Origin of the sequence: Dysgonomonas sp. 37-18, assembly GCF_001899125.1 — a bacterium.
Lineage (GTDB): Bacteria > Bacteroidota > Bacteroidia > Bacteroidales > Dysgonomonadaceae > Dysgonomonas.
In genome coordinates, this window is record NZ_MKVC01000023.1 from 168,348 (window position 1) to 183,498 (window position 15,151).

At 37.3% G+C, this 15,151-nt stretch carries 15 protein-coding genes; 4 read left to right on the forward strand and 11 right to left on the reverse strand.

All coding sequences use genetic code 11. From position 1 onward, the window contains the following. Positions 1-4 precede the first annotated feature (4 nt). On the reverse strand, positions 5-1,426 hold the full coding sequence (locus BGO84_RS08415; RefSeq protein ID WP_283685928.1) for an SUMF1/EgtB/PvdO family nonheme iron enzyme: 1,422 nt from the start codon (positions 1,424-1,426) through the stop codon (positions 5-7). An 80-nt stretch (positions 1,427-1,506) separates the two neighbouring features. Then, the gene (locus BGO84_RS08420; RefSeq protein WP_291028779.1) at positions 1,507-2,478 is read right to left on the reverse strand and encodes a type IX secretion system membrane protein PorP/SprF; all 972 of its coding nucleotides are present in this window, start codon (positions 2,476-2,478) and stop codon (positions 1,507-1,509) included. Between the two features lie 608 nt (positions 2,479-3,086). Between BGO84_RS08420 and BGO84_RS08425 the strand changes: the two genes are divergently transcribed. Further along, positions 3,087-3,905 carry an MAC/perforin domain-containing protein gene (locus tag BGO84_RS08425; protein WP_291028780.1) on the forward strand — a complete coding sequence of 273 codons (819 nt, stop codon included), beginning with the start codon at positions 3,087-3,089 and terminating at the stop codon, positions 3,903-3,905. A gap of 107 nt (positions 3,906-4,012) precedes the next feature. Further along, positions 4,013-4,624, forward strand: a complete 612-nt coding sequence (locus BGO84_RS08430; protein ID WP_291028781.1) for a hypothetical protein — start codon at positions 4,013-4,015, stop codon at positions 4,622-4,624. Positions 4,625-4,703: 79 nt separating this feature from the next. On the opposite strand, the gene BGO84_RS08435 is transcribed toward BGO84_RS08430, so the two are convergent. The 4 genes from BGO84_RS08435 to BGO84_RS08450 all read right to left on the reverse strand — a co-directional run bounded on the left by BGO84_RS08435 (position 4,704) and on the right by BGO84_RS08450 (position 8,293). Beyond that, positions 4,704-5,201, reverse strand: coding sequence for a hypothetical protein (locus BGO84_RS08435; RefSeq protein ID WP_135104881.1), 498 nt, complete (start codon positions 5,199-5,201; stop codon positions 4,704-4,706). A gap of 69 nt (positions 5,202-5,270) precedes the next feature. Then, complete coding sequence (gene miaA, locus BGO84_RS08440) at positions 5,271-6,179, reverse strand: tRNA (adenosine(37)-N6)-dimethylallyltransferase MiaA (protein ID WP_291028782.1); 909 nt, start codon at positions 6,177-6,179, stop codon at positions 5,271-5,273. Beyond that, complete coding sequence (locus BGO84_RS08445) at positions 6,179-6,730, reverse strand: plasmid pRiA4b ORF-3 family protein (protein ID WP_252636998.1); 552 nt, start codon at positions 6,728-6,730, stop codon at positions 6,179-6,181. Before BGO84_RS08445 ends, miaA begins: the two co-directional genes overlap by 1 nt. Before the next feature lie 102 nt (positions 6,731-6,832). Next, complete coding sequence (locus BGO84_RS08450; protein WP_291028783.1) at positions 6,833-8,293, reverse strand: ATP-binding cassette domain-containing protein; 1,461 nt, start codon at positions 8,291-8,293, stop codon at positions 6,833-6,835. A gap of 230 nt (positions 8,294-8,523) precedes the next feature. Here BGO84_RS08450 and BGO84_RS08455 point away from each other — a divergent pair, with 230 nt between their 5' ends. Then, positions 8,524-9,177, forward strand: coding sequence for an OmpA family protein (locus BGO84_RS08455; protein WP_291028784.1), 654 nt, complete (start codon positions 8,524-8,526; stop codon positions 9,175-9,177). 128 nt (positions 9,178-9,305) lie between these two features. Beyond that, on the forward strand, positions 9,306-9,740 hold the full coding sequence (locus tag BGO84_RS08460; RefSeq protein ID WP_291028785.1) for an META domain-containing protein: 435 nt from the start codon (positions 9,306-9,308) through the stop codon (positions 9,738-9,740). A gap of 10 nt (positions 9,741-9,750) precedes the next feature. Here the strand turns inward: BGO84_RS08460 and BGO84_RS08465 are convergent, their stop codons facing one another. The 5 genes from BGO84_RS08465 to BGO84_RS08485 are packed head-to-tail and all read right to left on the reverse strand — an operon-like array spanning position 9,751 to position 15,053. After that, entirely contained in the window at positions 9,751-10,689 is a 939-nt protein-coding gene (locus BGO84_RS08465; RefSeq protein WP_291028786.1) for a putative 2-dehydropantoate 2-reductase, read from the reverse strand. Between the two features lie 30 nt (positions 10,690-10,719). Further along, positions 10,720-11,568: a hypothetical protein gene (locus BGO84_RS08470; protein WP_291028787.1), complete on the reverse strand. Its 849-nt coding sequence runs from the start codon at positions 11,566-11,568 to the stop codon at positions 10,720-10,722. 16 nt (positions 11,569-11,584) lie between these two features. Continuing rightward, complete coding sequence (locus BGO84_RS08475) at positions 11,585-12,340, reverse strand: succinate dehydrogenase/fumarate reductase iron-sulfur subunit (protein ID WP_135104886.1); 756 nt, start codon at positions 12,338-12,340, stop codon at positions 11,585-11,587. An 11-nt stretch (positions 12,341-12,351) separates the two neighbouring features. Continuing rightward, positions 12,352-14,310: a fumarate reductase/succinate dehydrogenase flavoprotein subunit gene (locus tag BGO84_RS08480; RefSeq protein WP_283685936.1), complete on the reverse strand. Its 1,959-nt coding sequence runs from the start codon at positions 14,308-14,310 to the stop codon at positions 12,352-12,354. Positions 14,311-14,351: 41 nt separating this feature from the next. After that, positions 14,352-15,053, reverse strand: a complete 702-nt coding sequence (locus BGO84_RS08485) for a succinate dehydrogenase cytochrome b subunit (protein WP_291028788.1) — start codon at positions 15,051-15,053, stop codon at positions 14,352-14,354. Between the last annotated feature and the right edge of the window lie 98 nt (positions 15,054-15,151).

Below are 15,151 nucleotides of genomic sequence, written 5' to 3' on the forward strand. Positions count from 1 at the left end.
TTCTTTACTTCTTAGATTTTGCAAATCCTACCTGAGTTCTTACACATCTAAATCCGATATACGAGCGCGGCTGGTTTTGGAACTCACCTTCGCGCATGTCTCCTCTGATGTTTCGCCCTATATCTTTCCACGATCCTCCTTTTACTACTTTCTTCTTTATAGCATATGGGTCTTCTTTGGCAGCATCGTATTTGTATTGAGGGTTCATATCATTCATCATTGCTGTACCCGACTCGGTATAAGCCGTAGAAGTCCATTCGGAAACGTTACCGGCTAAATCATATATACCAAAACGATTTGGTACATAAGACGCTACCCGAGCAGGGATAAGATTTCCGTCTTTCGTATAGTTCCCTTCTCCCGGCTTGAAGTTTGCCATAAAGCAAGCCTTCTCATCCATTGTACCTTCTTTATCCCACGGATATTTATTTTCGGTCTTACCATTACGTGCGGCAAACTCCCATTCTCCTTCTGTGGGCAATCGGAAGTTTTCGATCGGACGTCCATTTTTAGGTTGTCCCATTTTGTAGAACATGGTTCTCCATTCACAGAAAGCAGTAGCTTGTTCCCAAGTTACACCTACAACCGGATAATCGTTATACCCCGAGTGAGAAAAATACATCCGCATATATGGCTCATTGTAAGCATTGTTGAAATCGTTTACCCAAACAGTAGTATCGGGATAAACGTTTACAATCTTGGTATGTACAAAATCGAATAATGAGCTCAAAGGGCGGACTATTGTTTGGTTTACAGGGCGTCCTTCTTCATTGATATAAGCAGTATCTTTTGATATCATTACTACTTGATTGACATCTATTGCAATATCTGTATTGAGGGTTCGTTCCTGAGGTATCAAACGGTTTCTACGTTTTGCTGCTTCGGTATAATCGAACCATTCATATTTGAAATTCATCTGACGAGGGTCTAATCCTCTAACTCCTGTTATGGGATGTATAAAAGTTACACTGTTTATTGCCAGTTCCTCTTCTTCCAAAGGGCGTTTTGGTATCGGTCTCCTCCAATCGAGGTAAGGTTTTACTGGGTCACCGTATCTGTCTTCTGTGATTTTGAATGCTTCGTTTCCTCCGTAGGCAGGGTCGGCCAGTCGTTCACGGATAATTGAATCGCGTACCCAATATACAAATTGGCGATATTTGGAATTGGTGACTTCTGTCTCGTCCATCCAAAAATTATCTACCGAAACTCCTTTCGGATTGGCTTTTATATCCCATAGGGAATCGTTCTCGGCCGGTCCCATTTCTATAGAACCTCTCGATACCAATACCATACCGTAAGGTGTAGGTTCGGCCCACGACGATCCCTTTTCGCCAACTACTTCACCGCCGATGCTTGATCCTACCGATTTACCACAAGATGTAAACAGGATGAGTGAAGTTATAATTGCAAAACACAAATGTTTCATATTTCTTTTAAGATCTGATTCTGTCAGTCAACTTTTTTATTTATTCTACTTGTAAGTTTGTATACTCGTCTTTTTTATAATTATAATATCCTTATACTTTTGCCCGAATGCCTGTCTTTTCGCTTCTCTAACGGCATACTATAGCGTATAAACAATTCGTGGCTTCCATGACTGACCTTCGATATCTCTGATGTTGAAAGGTCGTATGAATAGCCTGCATCTATATTTTTTATTTTCACACCAAGCAAAAATACAAAACCGTCCCCTTTTCTCCAAGATATTCCTCCATTGAACATCTTTTTATATTCGGCTTTAGCTGTAACTTCCAATTGATAGGTCACAGCATCAGATTTAAAGAGAGCAGATGGTTGCAATTCTATCAACGGATTTCCCAGCTTTATATTGTATCCTCCTGTCAGATAATAGATACGGGAAATAAAAGAGGTGGTTTGTTCATCTATATCAAACTTGGGCTGCATCAGGTGCGTTATAGAAGCTCCCAAGTAATAAGTAGGAGTGATCCACGATATACCCACACCCATATCAAACTTCTTTTCGCCTATAGCTGTGGTTGGGTTTGTAGGGTCTGTTTCTCCTTCAGATCCGTTTCCAGTTCCTCCTTCTCCGCTTGGTGGATTCTTTATCCCGGAAGCATCGAAGTCTATATTCATCATCCCTCCTTGTAAGCCTACTCTTAGGTATCTGTTTTTCTTAAACTTAAACCGATAAGCGTATTGCAGCATAGTGGAGGTATTCGTAAATAATCCGAATTTATCAGTTATAACCATCGCACCCACTCCATGCTCCTTGCCCAGAAAGTTCATAGGCATATTTAATGAAACCAACGATGTTACCGGAGCTCTGTCTATACCTGTCCACTGACGGCGATGTAGCAAAGAACTTTCTATAACATTTCTTTCTCCAACAAACGAAGGATTATAAAAGTTCTTCATATTCCAATATTGGCTGATCTGGGAATCCCACTGACCATATACAACACCCGAACCTAGAGTGAAAAACAGAAAGAATAATGTTATATAGTTAAGTTTCATTCACAAATGTCAGTGATAATGGAGTGCAAAGTAAGTACATTTTATTTTAATTAACGGCCGAAAGCCTTGTAAATTGTGTATTTAGCTATAATTTGTGTTTTTTATGTTTACTTGGTAAAAATTATTTCAATTCCAAAAAGTAACAAAAGTAACAGTTTTTCGGTATGTTTTTATTGTCACTTTATTAGATTTCCTCTTATTGGGTAGTAACTAAAAGTTGATAATTATACAATAACATCAAAGAACTCAATATAAGATAATTCTGCAATAAGAAAATCCATCCACTTCTTATTTATTTTAGCTTTGGAAAAAAGCGATAGCAGGTGTATATTAAACGACTGAGATAGGGATAATAAGTTCGGCCCAAACGACTTTCATGTGTGTTGACAAAATAGGCAGTTGATACTCTATGATTGCATCTATTATCTGCTGGTTTTTATCAGAAATAGCATCTAGTATTATCTTACCATTAATCCTATAAGCGAATATAATAATTTATTTGCAAATATTAACAGTTTTAAATTTGACCTATTGATAATTTAGCTTAAAATTGCGTTAATATTACGCATCGTGAACTTCTCTATTATTAACCCTAAAATATAATGGCCATGAAAAAGAATAATTTTATTTACTTGTCAGTATTTTTTATCTTTCTATTTTTTTCTTGTTCGGAAGGCTATGAAAATTTATTAGAAGATACAAATGTTGTAAATTCTGAAAGTGATCCTAAAACTAAGTCATCTGGAGATGAAAAATATGATGTATTAGGATATGGATATTTTATCACTAAACCATACGCGCATAGAGATGCAGTTAGTCAATATCAAGTAATTGATATAGAGAAACTAATAACTACAGAGCCATCTAACTTAATATATTTTGATAAAGGAGCATACAGTGGAACTAATACTAGAGTATATAGTGGAGAAGATTATTTCAGCTATGTAAAAGAAGTTACTACTAAAACCAATTTTTCAGCTTCAGTAGCTTCTAATGGTATAACAAAAGGCCTTACTGGAGGACTATTTTCCGCAGATGTAAAAGCAAGTCAGGAAACTAAAAGTAAGGTCTCTTATTCATCAGCCTATTCATGTGCCACAGCGGAAATTTTCAGTACTCATAGAAGATTTATTTTAGATACAGAATTATCCATTGCGCAAAAATATTTAAATCCTTATTTTAAACAAGAGTTGGAAAAAGTAAATACTTTAAATCAAGCATATAATTTAGTTGAAAAATTTGGAACACACGTTTTGTTTAAATTTACAACAGGAGGAATTTTCAAATCTGAATTTAGAGGATTAACACTCGAAGATGGAACCACTAATAGTAAAAAGCAAACAGCTGAAGTTGGAGCTAAATTTGGCTTATCAAAGATAGGATTAGGAGCAACTGCAGGCTGGAGCAAACCACAACTACCCAAATAAATAGTAAAAACATTAATTGGAATGGTAGTATAAAATCTTACGGAGGGAACACGAATGGACTTTCTATAAATATATCACCAACAGAAGGGACAAGTTATTCTTTAAATGTGGGGAATTGGATTGCGTCAATAAATGATAAAAATGCAGTTTTAGTCGATTTAGACTGGAATAAAACATATCCTATCTATATGTTGATCGCTGATAACACAAAAGCAGAGCTGGTAAAACAAGCTGTAAATAATTTTATAAAAAATAACCAAGCAGATAACCTCAGCCTTTTTCCTTTATATCGATATTGGAATAGTAAAACACAAGAAGCTTACCTGACAAATACATATGAATCGAAGCAGGGATGGTATTTTGATAAAGTTATAGGATATACAACAAACAGAACATATGGCAATGAGTACTCAGCAGGACAAGGTGTATTTGGTTCATTTATTCGATATATACACATAAAGACTAATAGATATTATTATGCTTCTGATATTCGTTCGAAGGATCCTAGATTAACAAATCCTACACAATATAAAAGAGATAGTCGTTTATACAGTATTCGATATTATGATAAGCCTTTAGATATGCGTAACTACGTTGCATTACATAGATTTTGGAATAAAAGTAAAAACACATTTTATGTTACTGATAACATCAATGATGCTCGCATGAACTCGAGCTGGCAATATGAAGAAGTTATAGGATATGTTCTCTATCAATAGTTGTATATAGAATATAATAAAACTATATAATTAAAGAAAGAGGTGTCTATTCAATAGACACCTCGCTTAATATAATATATTAATTAGTTTTACTATCCCATATCAAAGCAAGTTTGAAGTTATAAGCGTCAGGTAATACAGGAGTATCAGGAGAGCCATCTGATGTTTGAATATAAAAGGTAACAGAAGGATTAGTTCCGTTTCCATAAAATATATCGAAACCTATATACTCGGTATACGGAGTAGCTAAGTCTTTATATGCTTGTACGAAAGGTAAGTTTTTTTGTACTTCATAAATGCTCCCATCCGGAGCTTCTTCATTTACAAAGACAGTTGCGGCAATTGTGCCAAATTCATACAATCTCTCATCTATCTCTTTTACGCTTATAGTCGCTTCATAGCGATTGTAAACGTCATTCCATCCCCATTGATTCTTTTCAACCTTAAAATCTTTTGTTTTAACTTCCGAACCTACATAATATTGTTCGGTAATATCGTCTCCACAACCCGTTAATCCGGTAATGCCAAATACAGCCAAAAGAGAGATAACTAAATACTTGTATAGCCTTGTTCTCATATAATAGTTTTTTATGATTGTTAAAAATACAGCTTCTATTTTAATTAAACAATAAAAGCTCACCTTTTGTTAATATCCGCTAATGGATATTATTTTTTTTAACGCATCGTCTTCGCTTGTTTCAGATAAGTTTATCCAGTGAATTTCTTTATCTCTCTTGAACCATGTGATTTGTTTGCGAGAGTAAATGCGTGTGCTTTGTTTTATCTTTTCGATAGCAAAATCAAGAGTCCATTCGCCATCCAGATATTTGAACAACTCTTTATATCCGACCGTATTTAATGCATTGAGGTGCCGTTGTGGATAAAAACGTCCGGCTTCTTCTAGCAGCCCCGAAGAAATCATTTCATCTACACGATTGTTTATCCTTTCGTACAATTCGGCTCTGTCGCGTGTCAATCCTATTTTTATAATTTCGAACGGACGTTCTTTTTTTGTTTGTGTTCGGAATGATGAATAAGGCTTGCCCGTCATCAGGCAAACTTCCAAAGCGTGAATCACACGCTTATAATTCTTTAGGTCTACTTCATTATAAAAATCAGGGTCTAGTACTTTCAATTGTGCCCGTATCGGTTCCAGTCCTTCTCGTTCGTACAATTCATAGACCTCTTTGCGGAGACTCTCGTCTATTGTGGGTACATCGTCGATGCCATTGCAGAGAGCATCTATATACATCATAGAACCGCCAGTGGCTATAAGTACATCGTGCGATTTATGAAGATCTTCTATTATATTCAGGGCATCACGCTCAAATTCGCTGGCACTATAGTAGCCGGTAACATCAAGCATACCAACAAGGTGATGTGCAACACGTTTTTTTTGAGCTGTAGTCGGCGCAGCAGTGCCGACTTCAAGTCCTTTGAAAAATTGTCGGGAATCGGCTGATATGATAGGCGACAGATAGTGCTCAGCCAAGTTGAGACTTAGTGCTGTTTTCCCCACTCCTGTGGGGCCAAGCAGTACTATCAGGCGTTTCATTAATATTCTTCGTCGCTAGGCAGCTGAACATCGTCTAATCCGTCAAAGCCTTCGGCATCCAGTTCGTCCATGTCGTATCCTTCGTCGCCATAGAAAGTCTCACCCGTATCCAACGATGTAGAACTTGCTGCAATTGTTTCGAAGTCAACAAACTGAGTAGGAGGATTTCCTGTAGATTTAGTGCATACGGCTTGTTCGAGGTTTTTTCCTGTAATGATTTCTCGTAGTTCCATAAAGAATGCACGCTCTGTCATATAATCAAATACGTACATTAATTTTTGTCTTTCATCTTCCAGAAAATCGTTCAGGATAGATTCTTCCATTGTATACGAATCTTCGTCCGAACTTGTATCCATTTCCACAAGGGTGATTTCTTGTTCTTTTTCCCAGTCGTCAGAGCAGATAAAGAATGAAGTCATCTCACCGTCTTTATAATCTACCGACTTAATAATTGCCTGATGCAGATCAAGAAAAGTATTATCTGCATCTATTTGAATCTCACGCTTGAAGTCTTCAACTTCATCTGATAAAAGTAAAAAACGGAATATCATTTTAATTTATGCTTATTTATTTCTGCTTCAAAAATAATAATTTTTTACAACATTTCTGCAAAATAAATGCAGGGATAGGAAAGTAGAATTACTTTATAACTTTCATTCATTTTTTATCAAAACTTTCCGCCTGTCCACTATGCTCGGGATTTCGTTTTCATAATGAGTGACATAGATTAGCGACTTGTTTGAATCATAATACCTTTCAAGGATTTCTTTTACTCTTCTTTTATTAATAATATCCAGTCCATGCAGCGGTTCGTCGAGTATAAGGAGATCGGGATTTTTTACGAACACCCGGGCTAACAATATCAGGCGTTGCTCTCCCGAAGACACGTTCAGAAAAGATACATCTTTGAGATGTTCCACTCTGAAAAGCTTCATCCATTCGAGAGCTACGACCTCTTGTTCTGTGTCGCACTTTCTGTATAAACCGATAGTGTCGAAAAAGCCTGATCCAACAACATCGAGACATCTCACATTCTTTAGATAGTAAAGATGCATCTCGGGAGATATGTATCCAATCCGCTTTTTTATATCCCAGATGCTTTCACCTGTACCCCTTTTACGGTCAAATAACGTTATGTCATTTGCATAGGCTTGCGGATTATCACCGCATATCAAGCTCAATAAGGTTGATTTGCCCGCCCCATTGGCTCCAAGCAGAGCCCATTTTTCACCTCGTTTGATTTCCCAATCCAGATCTTTTAATATTGTTCGTTGTCCGTATCGGATATGAATGTTTTTTAGAATAGCGGCATTCTCATAAGTCTTGGTCTCTTCATCGTTAGATGCTTTCTTAAGTGTCTCCAGTTCTTCGATACCGACAGAGGGGAATAATGAAGTTACAAACTCCTTATCTTCCTCAAAAGTCATGCGAGACATCGGTTGGTATATCTGTTTGTCTTTAATCGGCAGAATATGGGTAACCATATCCGGTATATCGTTGGGGTTGGATAAGATCAATACAATCTGTAGATTATCGAGTTCGGATAAACGGGTGAGCAGGTCATTCAAAACTTTTCGGGATGACGTATCGAGTCCGATAAACGGGTTGTCGAGTATCAAGATGCGAGGTCTCGATAAAAGAGAGCGCACAATCAAAAATTTGCGAAGCTCACCACTCGATAGAAGATTAACCTCTTTATTCATCAGATCTTCTATCCTGAACCATTCTACCAATGTATTCAACCATGTTTGATCGACATTCTGCACCAAATCTTTTGTTAGAGGTACTTCTTGCTCATCTCCCTTATTCCACCGTTGTTGGTAGTAGCTGTTCTGTGTATCAATAATGCTGTATATATCTCTGAAAGCAACACTTTTTACAACAGATGATACGGATAGATTTACCCCTGATTCATCAGCACTAATAATTTCACCCTCTTTAAGTGCATATTTACCCAATAATATATCTACCAAGAGCGTTTTTCCTCCGCCATTTGGACCAATAACCGCCCAGTGTTCGTTTTCTTTAATCGTCCAGTTTACGGGATGATTAAATCTTAAACTATCAATGCGAGGAGTCGCTCCTTTTATTTCAATTATAATCTTTTTATCCATAAGTAAGAACTAAGTTACAAAGATAATGAAAGTCGTATGTCGGTGCTTGCAGTATTCCGGAATAAAGAATTAATATCAAGCATTTTATTCAAAAAAGAGAGGGAATTTATCTCATTTTTTACATTTCATAAATCTTTTCTTAAAATATTTCCTATAATATAAGAAATATATTAAATTTGTCAATTAATACAAACAAAATAGGTATTTACCTTAACACCAAGTATATCATTATGAAACTAAGACTTCTACTGTCATTTATGCTTTTAGGGCTATTTGTATTTCCCGTAAAAGCTCAAAATGCAACTACCACATCTACGTCGAATGATCCGGCTGTGCAATTAATCAGTGATGATCGTGTAACAATATTGAGGGGAGATACTCCGGGACAAACTGTAGTATTGTCAAATGCTGCTACCAATAGGAGAAAGTATTTTGGTTGTCCGGACAGTATACCATCACTGTGTGCGCCAGTAAAAGATGCTCCTCCGATAGAGGCGGAGACCAGACCTATCAAAAATCCCGACCCGGTTGTAGCACCTGTGAAAAAAGATCCTTTCTTTTTGCCTAACCCTGTCTTTTTCCGTATAAATAAATATGTGATAGATGCATCCGAATGGTCTAAGATTGAGTTGGCTGTGAATTATTTGAACGAGCATCCCGGTTCGACTGTTGTCGTAACAGGATATGCGGATAAGAAAACAGGTACTGCTAAAATAAATATGAAGCTATCGGAACAACGTTCTAATGAGGTGGCAAAAACTTTGGAAACAAAATATGGTATTGCCAAAAACAGAATATCTGTAAACTGGAAAGGTGATGGATTGCAGCCGTTCGAACTTGAGAATGATAAAAACCGTGCTGTGTTATTCTTGATAAATCCGTAGATAAAATATAATATAGAATAGGGTTGTTCCAAACAAAATATGGAGCAACCCTATTTTTATTTATATGCAGCGTATTATAACTCCTAATCATCTATTAAATAGAGCGTAACCCTTAAATGAAATAAATTATGAAAATAAAATTTTTCCTTTTTTCTTTATTAGCTATTATTTTTCTAGGATGTAGCGACGATGAACATACCCTAAGTAAACAGATTCAGAATTCTTGGAAACTTGAAGGTTTTGGTAATAATACAGAATATAATGAGATATCAAGCTGTGAAACATGTTATACCCTTACGTTTCATAATACTAATAAATTCTATGGGTATACTCTCGCAAATAGTATAGCAGGAGAATATAATATCAATAAAGAATCTATTTCATTTAAAGATTTCCTTATGACAAAAGTGAATGAGCCCCAAATCAAGGGATTTAAAGGATATTTTGAAGGCTATTTAGAGTTAGTTCATTCGTTTACTTTAACCGAAAAGTCATTGAAGTTATATTATGGAGATAGGGGTGAATATATGCTATTTCGTTTAATTTATCAAGATTTAGATTAAAGAATCTGTGCTACCCTATTTTCTTATTGATATATTGATCCTGAATAAACCTCAATTGTTTTTCCAACATAGAAACCCGGGTCATCTCGTACCCTGCTTTCTGTGCCTCTATTATCGGTCGTGTATAAATATAGTCGATTTCTAAAGGACGATGAGCATCAAAATCAAGTTTCATACTTGGTGAATACGGTCTCATTTGTTGCGTCATAACCAGCATCTCATCGGCATAAGATTCTGGTATGGTAAATCTTCCTTGTCCTACGTGATTAGCACCACGTATCACGTCGAGCATCATCTCTTTCAATAGCTTTGCAGTTGACGGATGATTCATCAGTATATTTGTTTCTGTATTTAAGACAACGGTCATGCCATTATACGGAATGTTCCAAACAAGCTTCATCCACCGTGCTAACTCAAGTCCCAGAATATTTGATTCTATTCCTGCTCCTTTGAAATCGGAGCACACCTGTTCCAACACTTTAGAATCTCTACAAGAGTAAGATCCTAAATTGAGTTTTCCATAATCAAAATGGGCTATATGACCATTTCCTATCTTACTGGAGCAGATAAAAGCCAAACCACCTGCAATTTGTAATTCAGGAAACGTTTCTTGTAGATCAGCTTCCAATCCCAATCCATTTTGTATCAATATGACGACTGTGTCTTGATGTAAGAGGGGAGGAAGTAGCTCTTTTAAGAGGTTGTTGTTTGTTGATTTCAACGCAACCAAAACAACATCACATGCAGGCATGTCTTTCGTATTGCTATAAGCCAGAACATCCGATAAATGAAAGTTTCCGTTAGTAGAATCAATCTGTAGCCCATGATTCTTTACATAGTCATAATCTGAATGAAACAAGAAGTGTACTTCGTGCCCTGAGTGAGCTAAGTTTCCGCCATAATATCCGCCTATAGCTCCGGTTCCTATTACTGCATATTTTAGAGACATATATTACTTTTTTATTATAAAGGTATAATTTTATGCTTCTCCATTTACTGCGATGTCGTATAATTTATTCTTTGTTATATTTACTTTAATAGACCAATAATATTCTCCACCGTCATTTACCGTTATCACAGCATCGTTTAGATAAGCTGTATTTATAAAACGGTCATTTTTATATAGAAAGTTAATCCAAACGATTTTGTCTCCATTTTTATTGATAAATCCTACATATTGCCTTAAATAACGATTTAGGTTTTTTGTTATAAAGTCTGAATGGGCAGGTTCTTCTCTCTTTATATAAACAATGTTGTCCGTCAAGATTTTCTCAGTATATCTTACATCATCTAGTGTTGGGGTGTAACGCTCTTTTTGTTCATGAAAATTATGCCAAGTAGATGATTCTTTATCTATTATCCCACCATGAATAATCTTTCTCTCATTCATATAAATTACTTCAAGGTAGTTTTTATCTGCTAGTATTTGATAATTAAATGTTTTATTTTTTATCTCAGTCTGTTGTGTATTCTTATGAGGAGTACCTAAAAAGCCAATAATAATGATATTACATTCTCCCAAAATCCCGTTATAAAATGATATATCGACTATATTGTCTGAAATACAAATGGTATCAACGAGTTTTTTTGTTTTGGCTATTATAATATCGTTCTTCTGCGAGTTTAGTCCGGTGTTACTTAACCATTGTATGGTAATATCTTCATTGTTTATTTCTTTAATTACGGTGGGGCAACTTCTTGTTGATGTTATGCATCCATGGACGCAAGTGATGCTAAATAAGATTAGAAAATATTTTGTCATAATATTAGGCCTTATATCATGCAATATTACAAAAAAAGCGACTACCTCATGGTAGTCGCTTTCCATATATTTATAAAGATTATTAGTCTTTAAATTTAGCTGATAAGAATTCGCGGTTGAGGCGAGCAATATTGCTAATAGAAATGTTCTTAGGGCATTCTACTTCACATGCACCTGTATTGGTACAGTTTCCGAATCCTAATTCATCCATTTTAGCTACCATTGCTTTAGCACGGCGAGCACCTTCTACACGTCCTTGAGGAAGAAGTGCCAATTGGCTCACTTTCGCCGAAAGGAAAAGCATAGCCGAACCGTTCTTACAAGCAGCAACACAAGCTCCACATCCGATACAAGAAGCTGAATCCATTGCTTCATCAGCATCTACCTTAGGGATAGGAATAGCATTGGCATCAGGTATACCTCCGGTATTTACACTTACATATCCACCAGCCTGAATGATTTTATCGAAAGCATTACGATCTACCATCAAGTCGCGAATAACAGGGAACCCAGCTGAACGCCATGGCTCGATAGTAATAGTTTCGCCATCTTTAAATTTACGCATGTGCAACTGGCAAGTTGTAATGTCTTCATCCGGTCCGTGTGGATGTCCGTTTACGTAAAGACTACACATACCGCAAATACCTTCACGACAGTCGTGGTCAAATACTACCGGCTCTTTTCCTTGGTTTATAAGATTTTCATTCAGAATATCAAGCATCTCAAGAAATGAACTATCTACTGAAATACCATCAAGTGAATATGTCTCAAAAGCCCCTTTTACTTGTGGGCCTCTTTGACGCCAAACTTTTAATGTTATATTTATTAGTTTTTCCATTGTCGTTTATTTTATGCCTTGTAATTACGTTGTTGTCTTACTATAAACTCATAGTCTAGTGGCTCTTTTACAAGCTCAGGAGCTGAATCTTCGCCCTGATATTTCCAACATGCAACATAAGAGTAATTTTCATCGTCGCGCATCGCTTCCCCTTCAGGAGTTTGGTATTCTTCACGGAAGTGACCACCACACGATTCGTTACGATTCAATCCGTCATAAGCCATTAATAAACCGATTTCGATGAAGTCTGCCAAGCGTAGAGCTTTTTCCAGCTCAGTATTCAGGTCATTGGCTTCGCCCGGTATAAGAACATTCGACCAGAATTCTTTTTTAACAGCTTTCAGTTCTTCGATTGCTTTCTCAAGAGATTCTTTTGTACGTGCCATACCCACAAAATCCCACATGATAAGACCCAATTGTTTGTGAATAGAGTCAACAGAACGTTTTCCTTTTATAGCCATCAGTTTAGCTATCTTCTCTTTGATTTCATTTTCTACTTCCGCAAATTCAGGAAGGTCTGTGCTGAAACGAGGTACAGTAATCTGATCGGCAAGATAATTCTGAATAGTATATGGTAATACGAAATAACCATCGGCTAGTCCCTGCATCAATGCTGATGCGCCAAGACGGTTTGCTCCGTGGTCAGAGAAGTTAGCTTCTCCCAGTGCAAACAAACCTTTGATAGAGGTCATCAACTCATAATCAACCCAGATACCACCCATTGTATAGTGGATAGCCGGATAAATCATCATCGGTGTTTCGTATGGGTTTTCGTCAACGATTTTGTCATACATCTGGAACAAGTTACCGTATTTAGCTTCTACTACGTTGCGGCCAAGACGTTTGATAGCATCGCTAAAGTCAAGATATACGGCAAGACCTGTAGATCCTACTCCATATCCTGCATCACATCTTTCTTTTGCTGCACGAGATGCAACGTCGCGTGGTACAAGGTTACCGAAAGCCGGATAACGTCTTTCCAAATAATAGTCTCTGTCTTCTTCTGCAATCTGAGTTGGTTTTAATTTACCTGCACGGATTGCTTCGGCATCTTCTTTTTTCTTTGGTACCCATATACGTCCGTCGTTACGAAGAGATTCTGACATCAATGTCAATTTCGACTGGAACTCTCCATGAACAGGAATACATGTTGGGTGAATTTGAGCATAACAAGGATTTGCGAAGTATGCTCCCTTTTTGTATGCTTGGATAGCTGCCGATCCGTTAGAACCCATTGCGTTAGTAGAAAGGAAAAATGCATTTCCGTATCCACCTGTTGCTATTACTACAGCATGTGCCGCAAAACGTTCTAGTTTACCTGTTACAAGGTTGCGTGCAATAATACCACGTGCACGGCCATCGATCATAACAACGTCGACCATTTCGTAACGGGTATAAAGCTTCACGCTTCCCTTTTGCACCTGACGGCTCAGAGCCGAGTATGCACCTAATAACAATTGCTGTCCGGTTTGTCCTTTAGCATAAAAAGTACGGGATACCTGAGCTCCACCGAATGAACGGTTGTCAAGTAAGCCGCCGTATTCGCGAGCAAAAGGAACTCCCTGAGCTACGCATTGGTCGATGATGCTATTCGATACTTCAGCAAGACGATATACATTCGCCTCGCGAGCACGGTAGTCACCACCTTTGATTGTATCATAAAATAGACGGTATACAGAGTCGCCGTCGTTTTGATAATTCTTTGCTGCATTTATACCTCCCTGTGCTGCGATAGAGTGTGCACGGCGAGGAGAGTCCTGGATACAGAAGTTCAGTACATTGAAGCCCATCTCACCAAGTGATGCTGCTGCTGAAGCTCCTGCAAGACCTGTACCCACGATAATAACGTCAAGGCGACGTTTGTTAGCAGGGTTCACCAGTTTCTGGTGGTCTTTATAGTTGGTCCACTTGTCTGCTAATGGCCCATCAGGTATTTTTGAATCTTTTTTTGGATCTAGTATAGTACTCATATCTGTTTTTCTTTTAATCAATTAACAAAAATAATCAGTGCCTAAACAAATGGGCAAAAAGTAGCTCTTGCGTAGAAGTAAATAGTTACAAATGCAAACGCAAGACAAATAATAGTAGCAACTACTTGTCCAATTACTTTCCAGCGATTCATCCATATGCGATTGTTCCAGCCGATGGTATGAACTGCACTCCAAAATCCGTGAGATAGGTGAAACCATAATGCTACATACCATATCAAATACGCTGCAACAATCCATTCTTTGCTGAAATAGTATTTGATAAAAGCAGCTCCATCTTGTGGAGATACTGTAGCATCGCCTAATTCTACATGATGATGTCCCATTAGTTCGGCAAACATCATTTTATACCAGAACTGGCTGAAATGTAGTACTAGGAATCCAATTACGATTACTCCCAAAACAAACATGTTCTGAGATGCCCATTGCACGTTTTTAGGGCGTACATTTACTGCATAACGATCATTACCGCGAGCTTTGCGATTTTGTAGGGTTAAGATAAGTGCATAAATGAAGTGAACTGCAACAAGTCCTCCTAAGACGGCAGTACCTGCCACAGCATACCAGTTAGCACCAAGAAGGGCACAAATGGTGTTGTAGGCCTCTTCCGAAAACACCGCCGTTACATTCATCGCCGCGTGAAACAGCAAGAATAAGACAAGAGCGATACCTGAGATACTCATGATCAACTTCTTGCCAATAGAAGATTTAAGTAACCAACTCATAAATCAAATCTGTTTTTAGTTATTTAGAATAGTTAATTTTAGATGTATTGATCGTTGACTATGATAGAAAAAAAACATGCGTAATCGCTTTTTTCTAT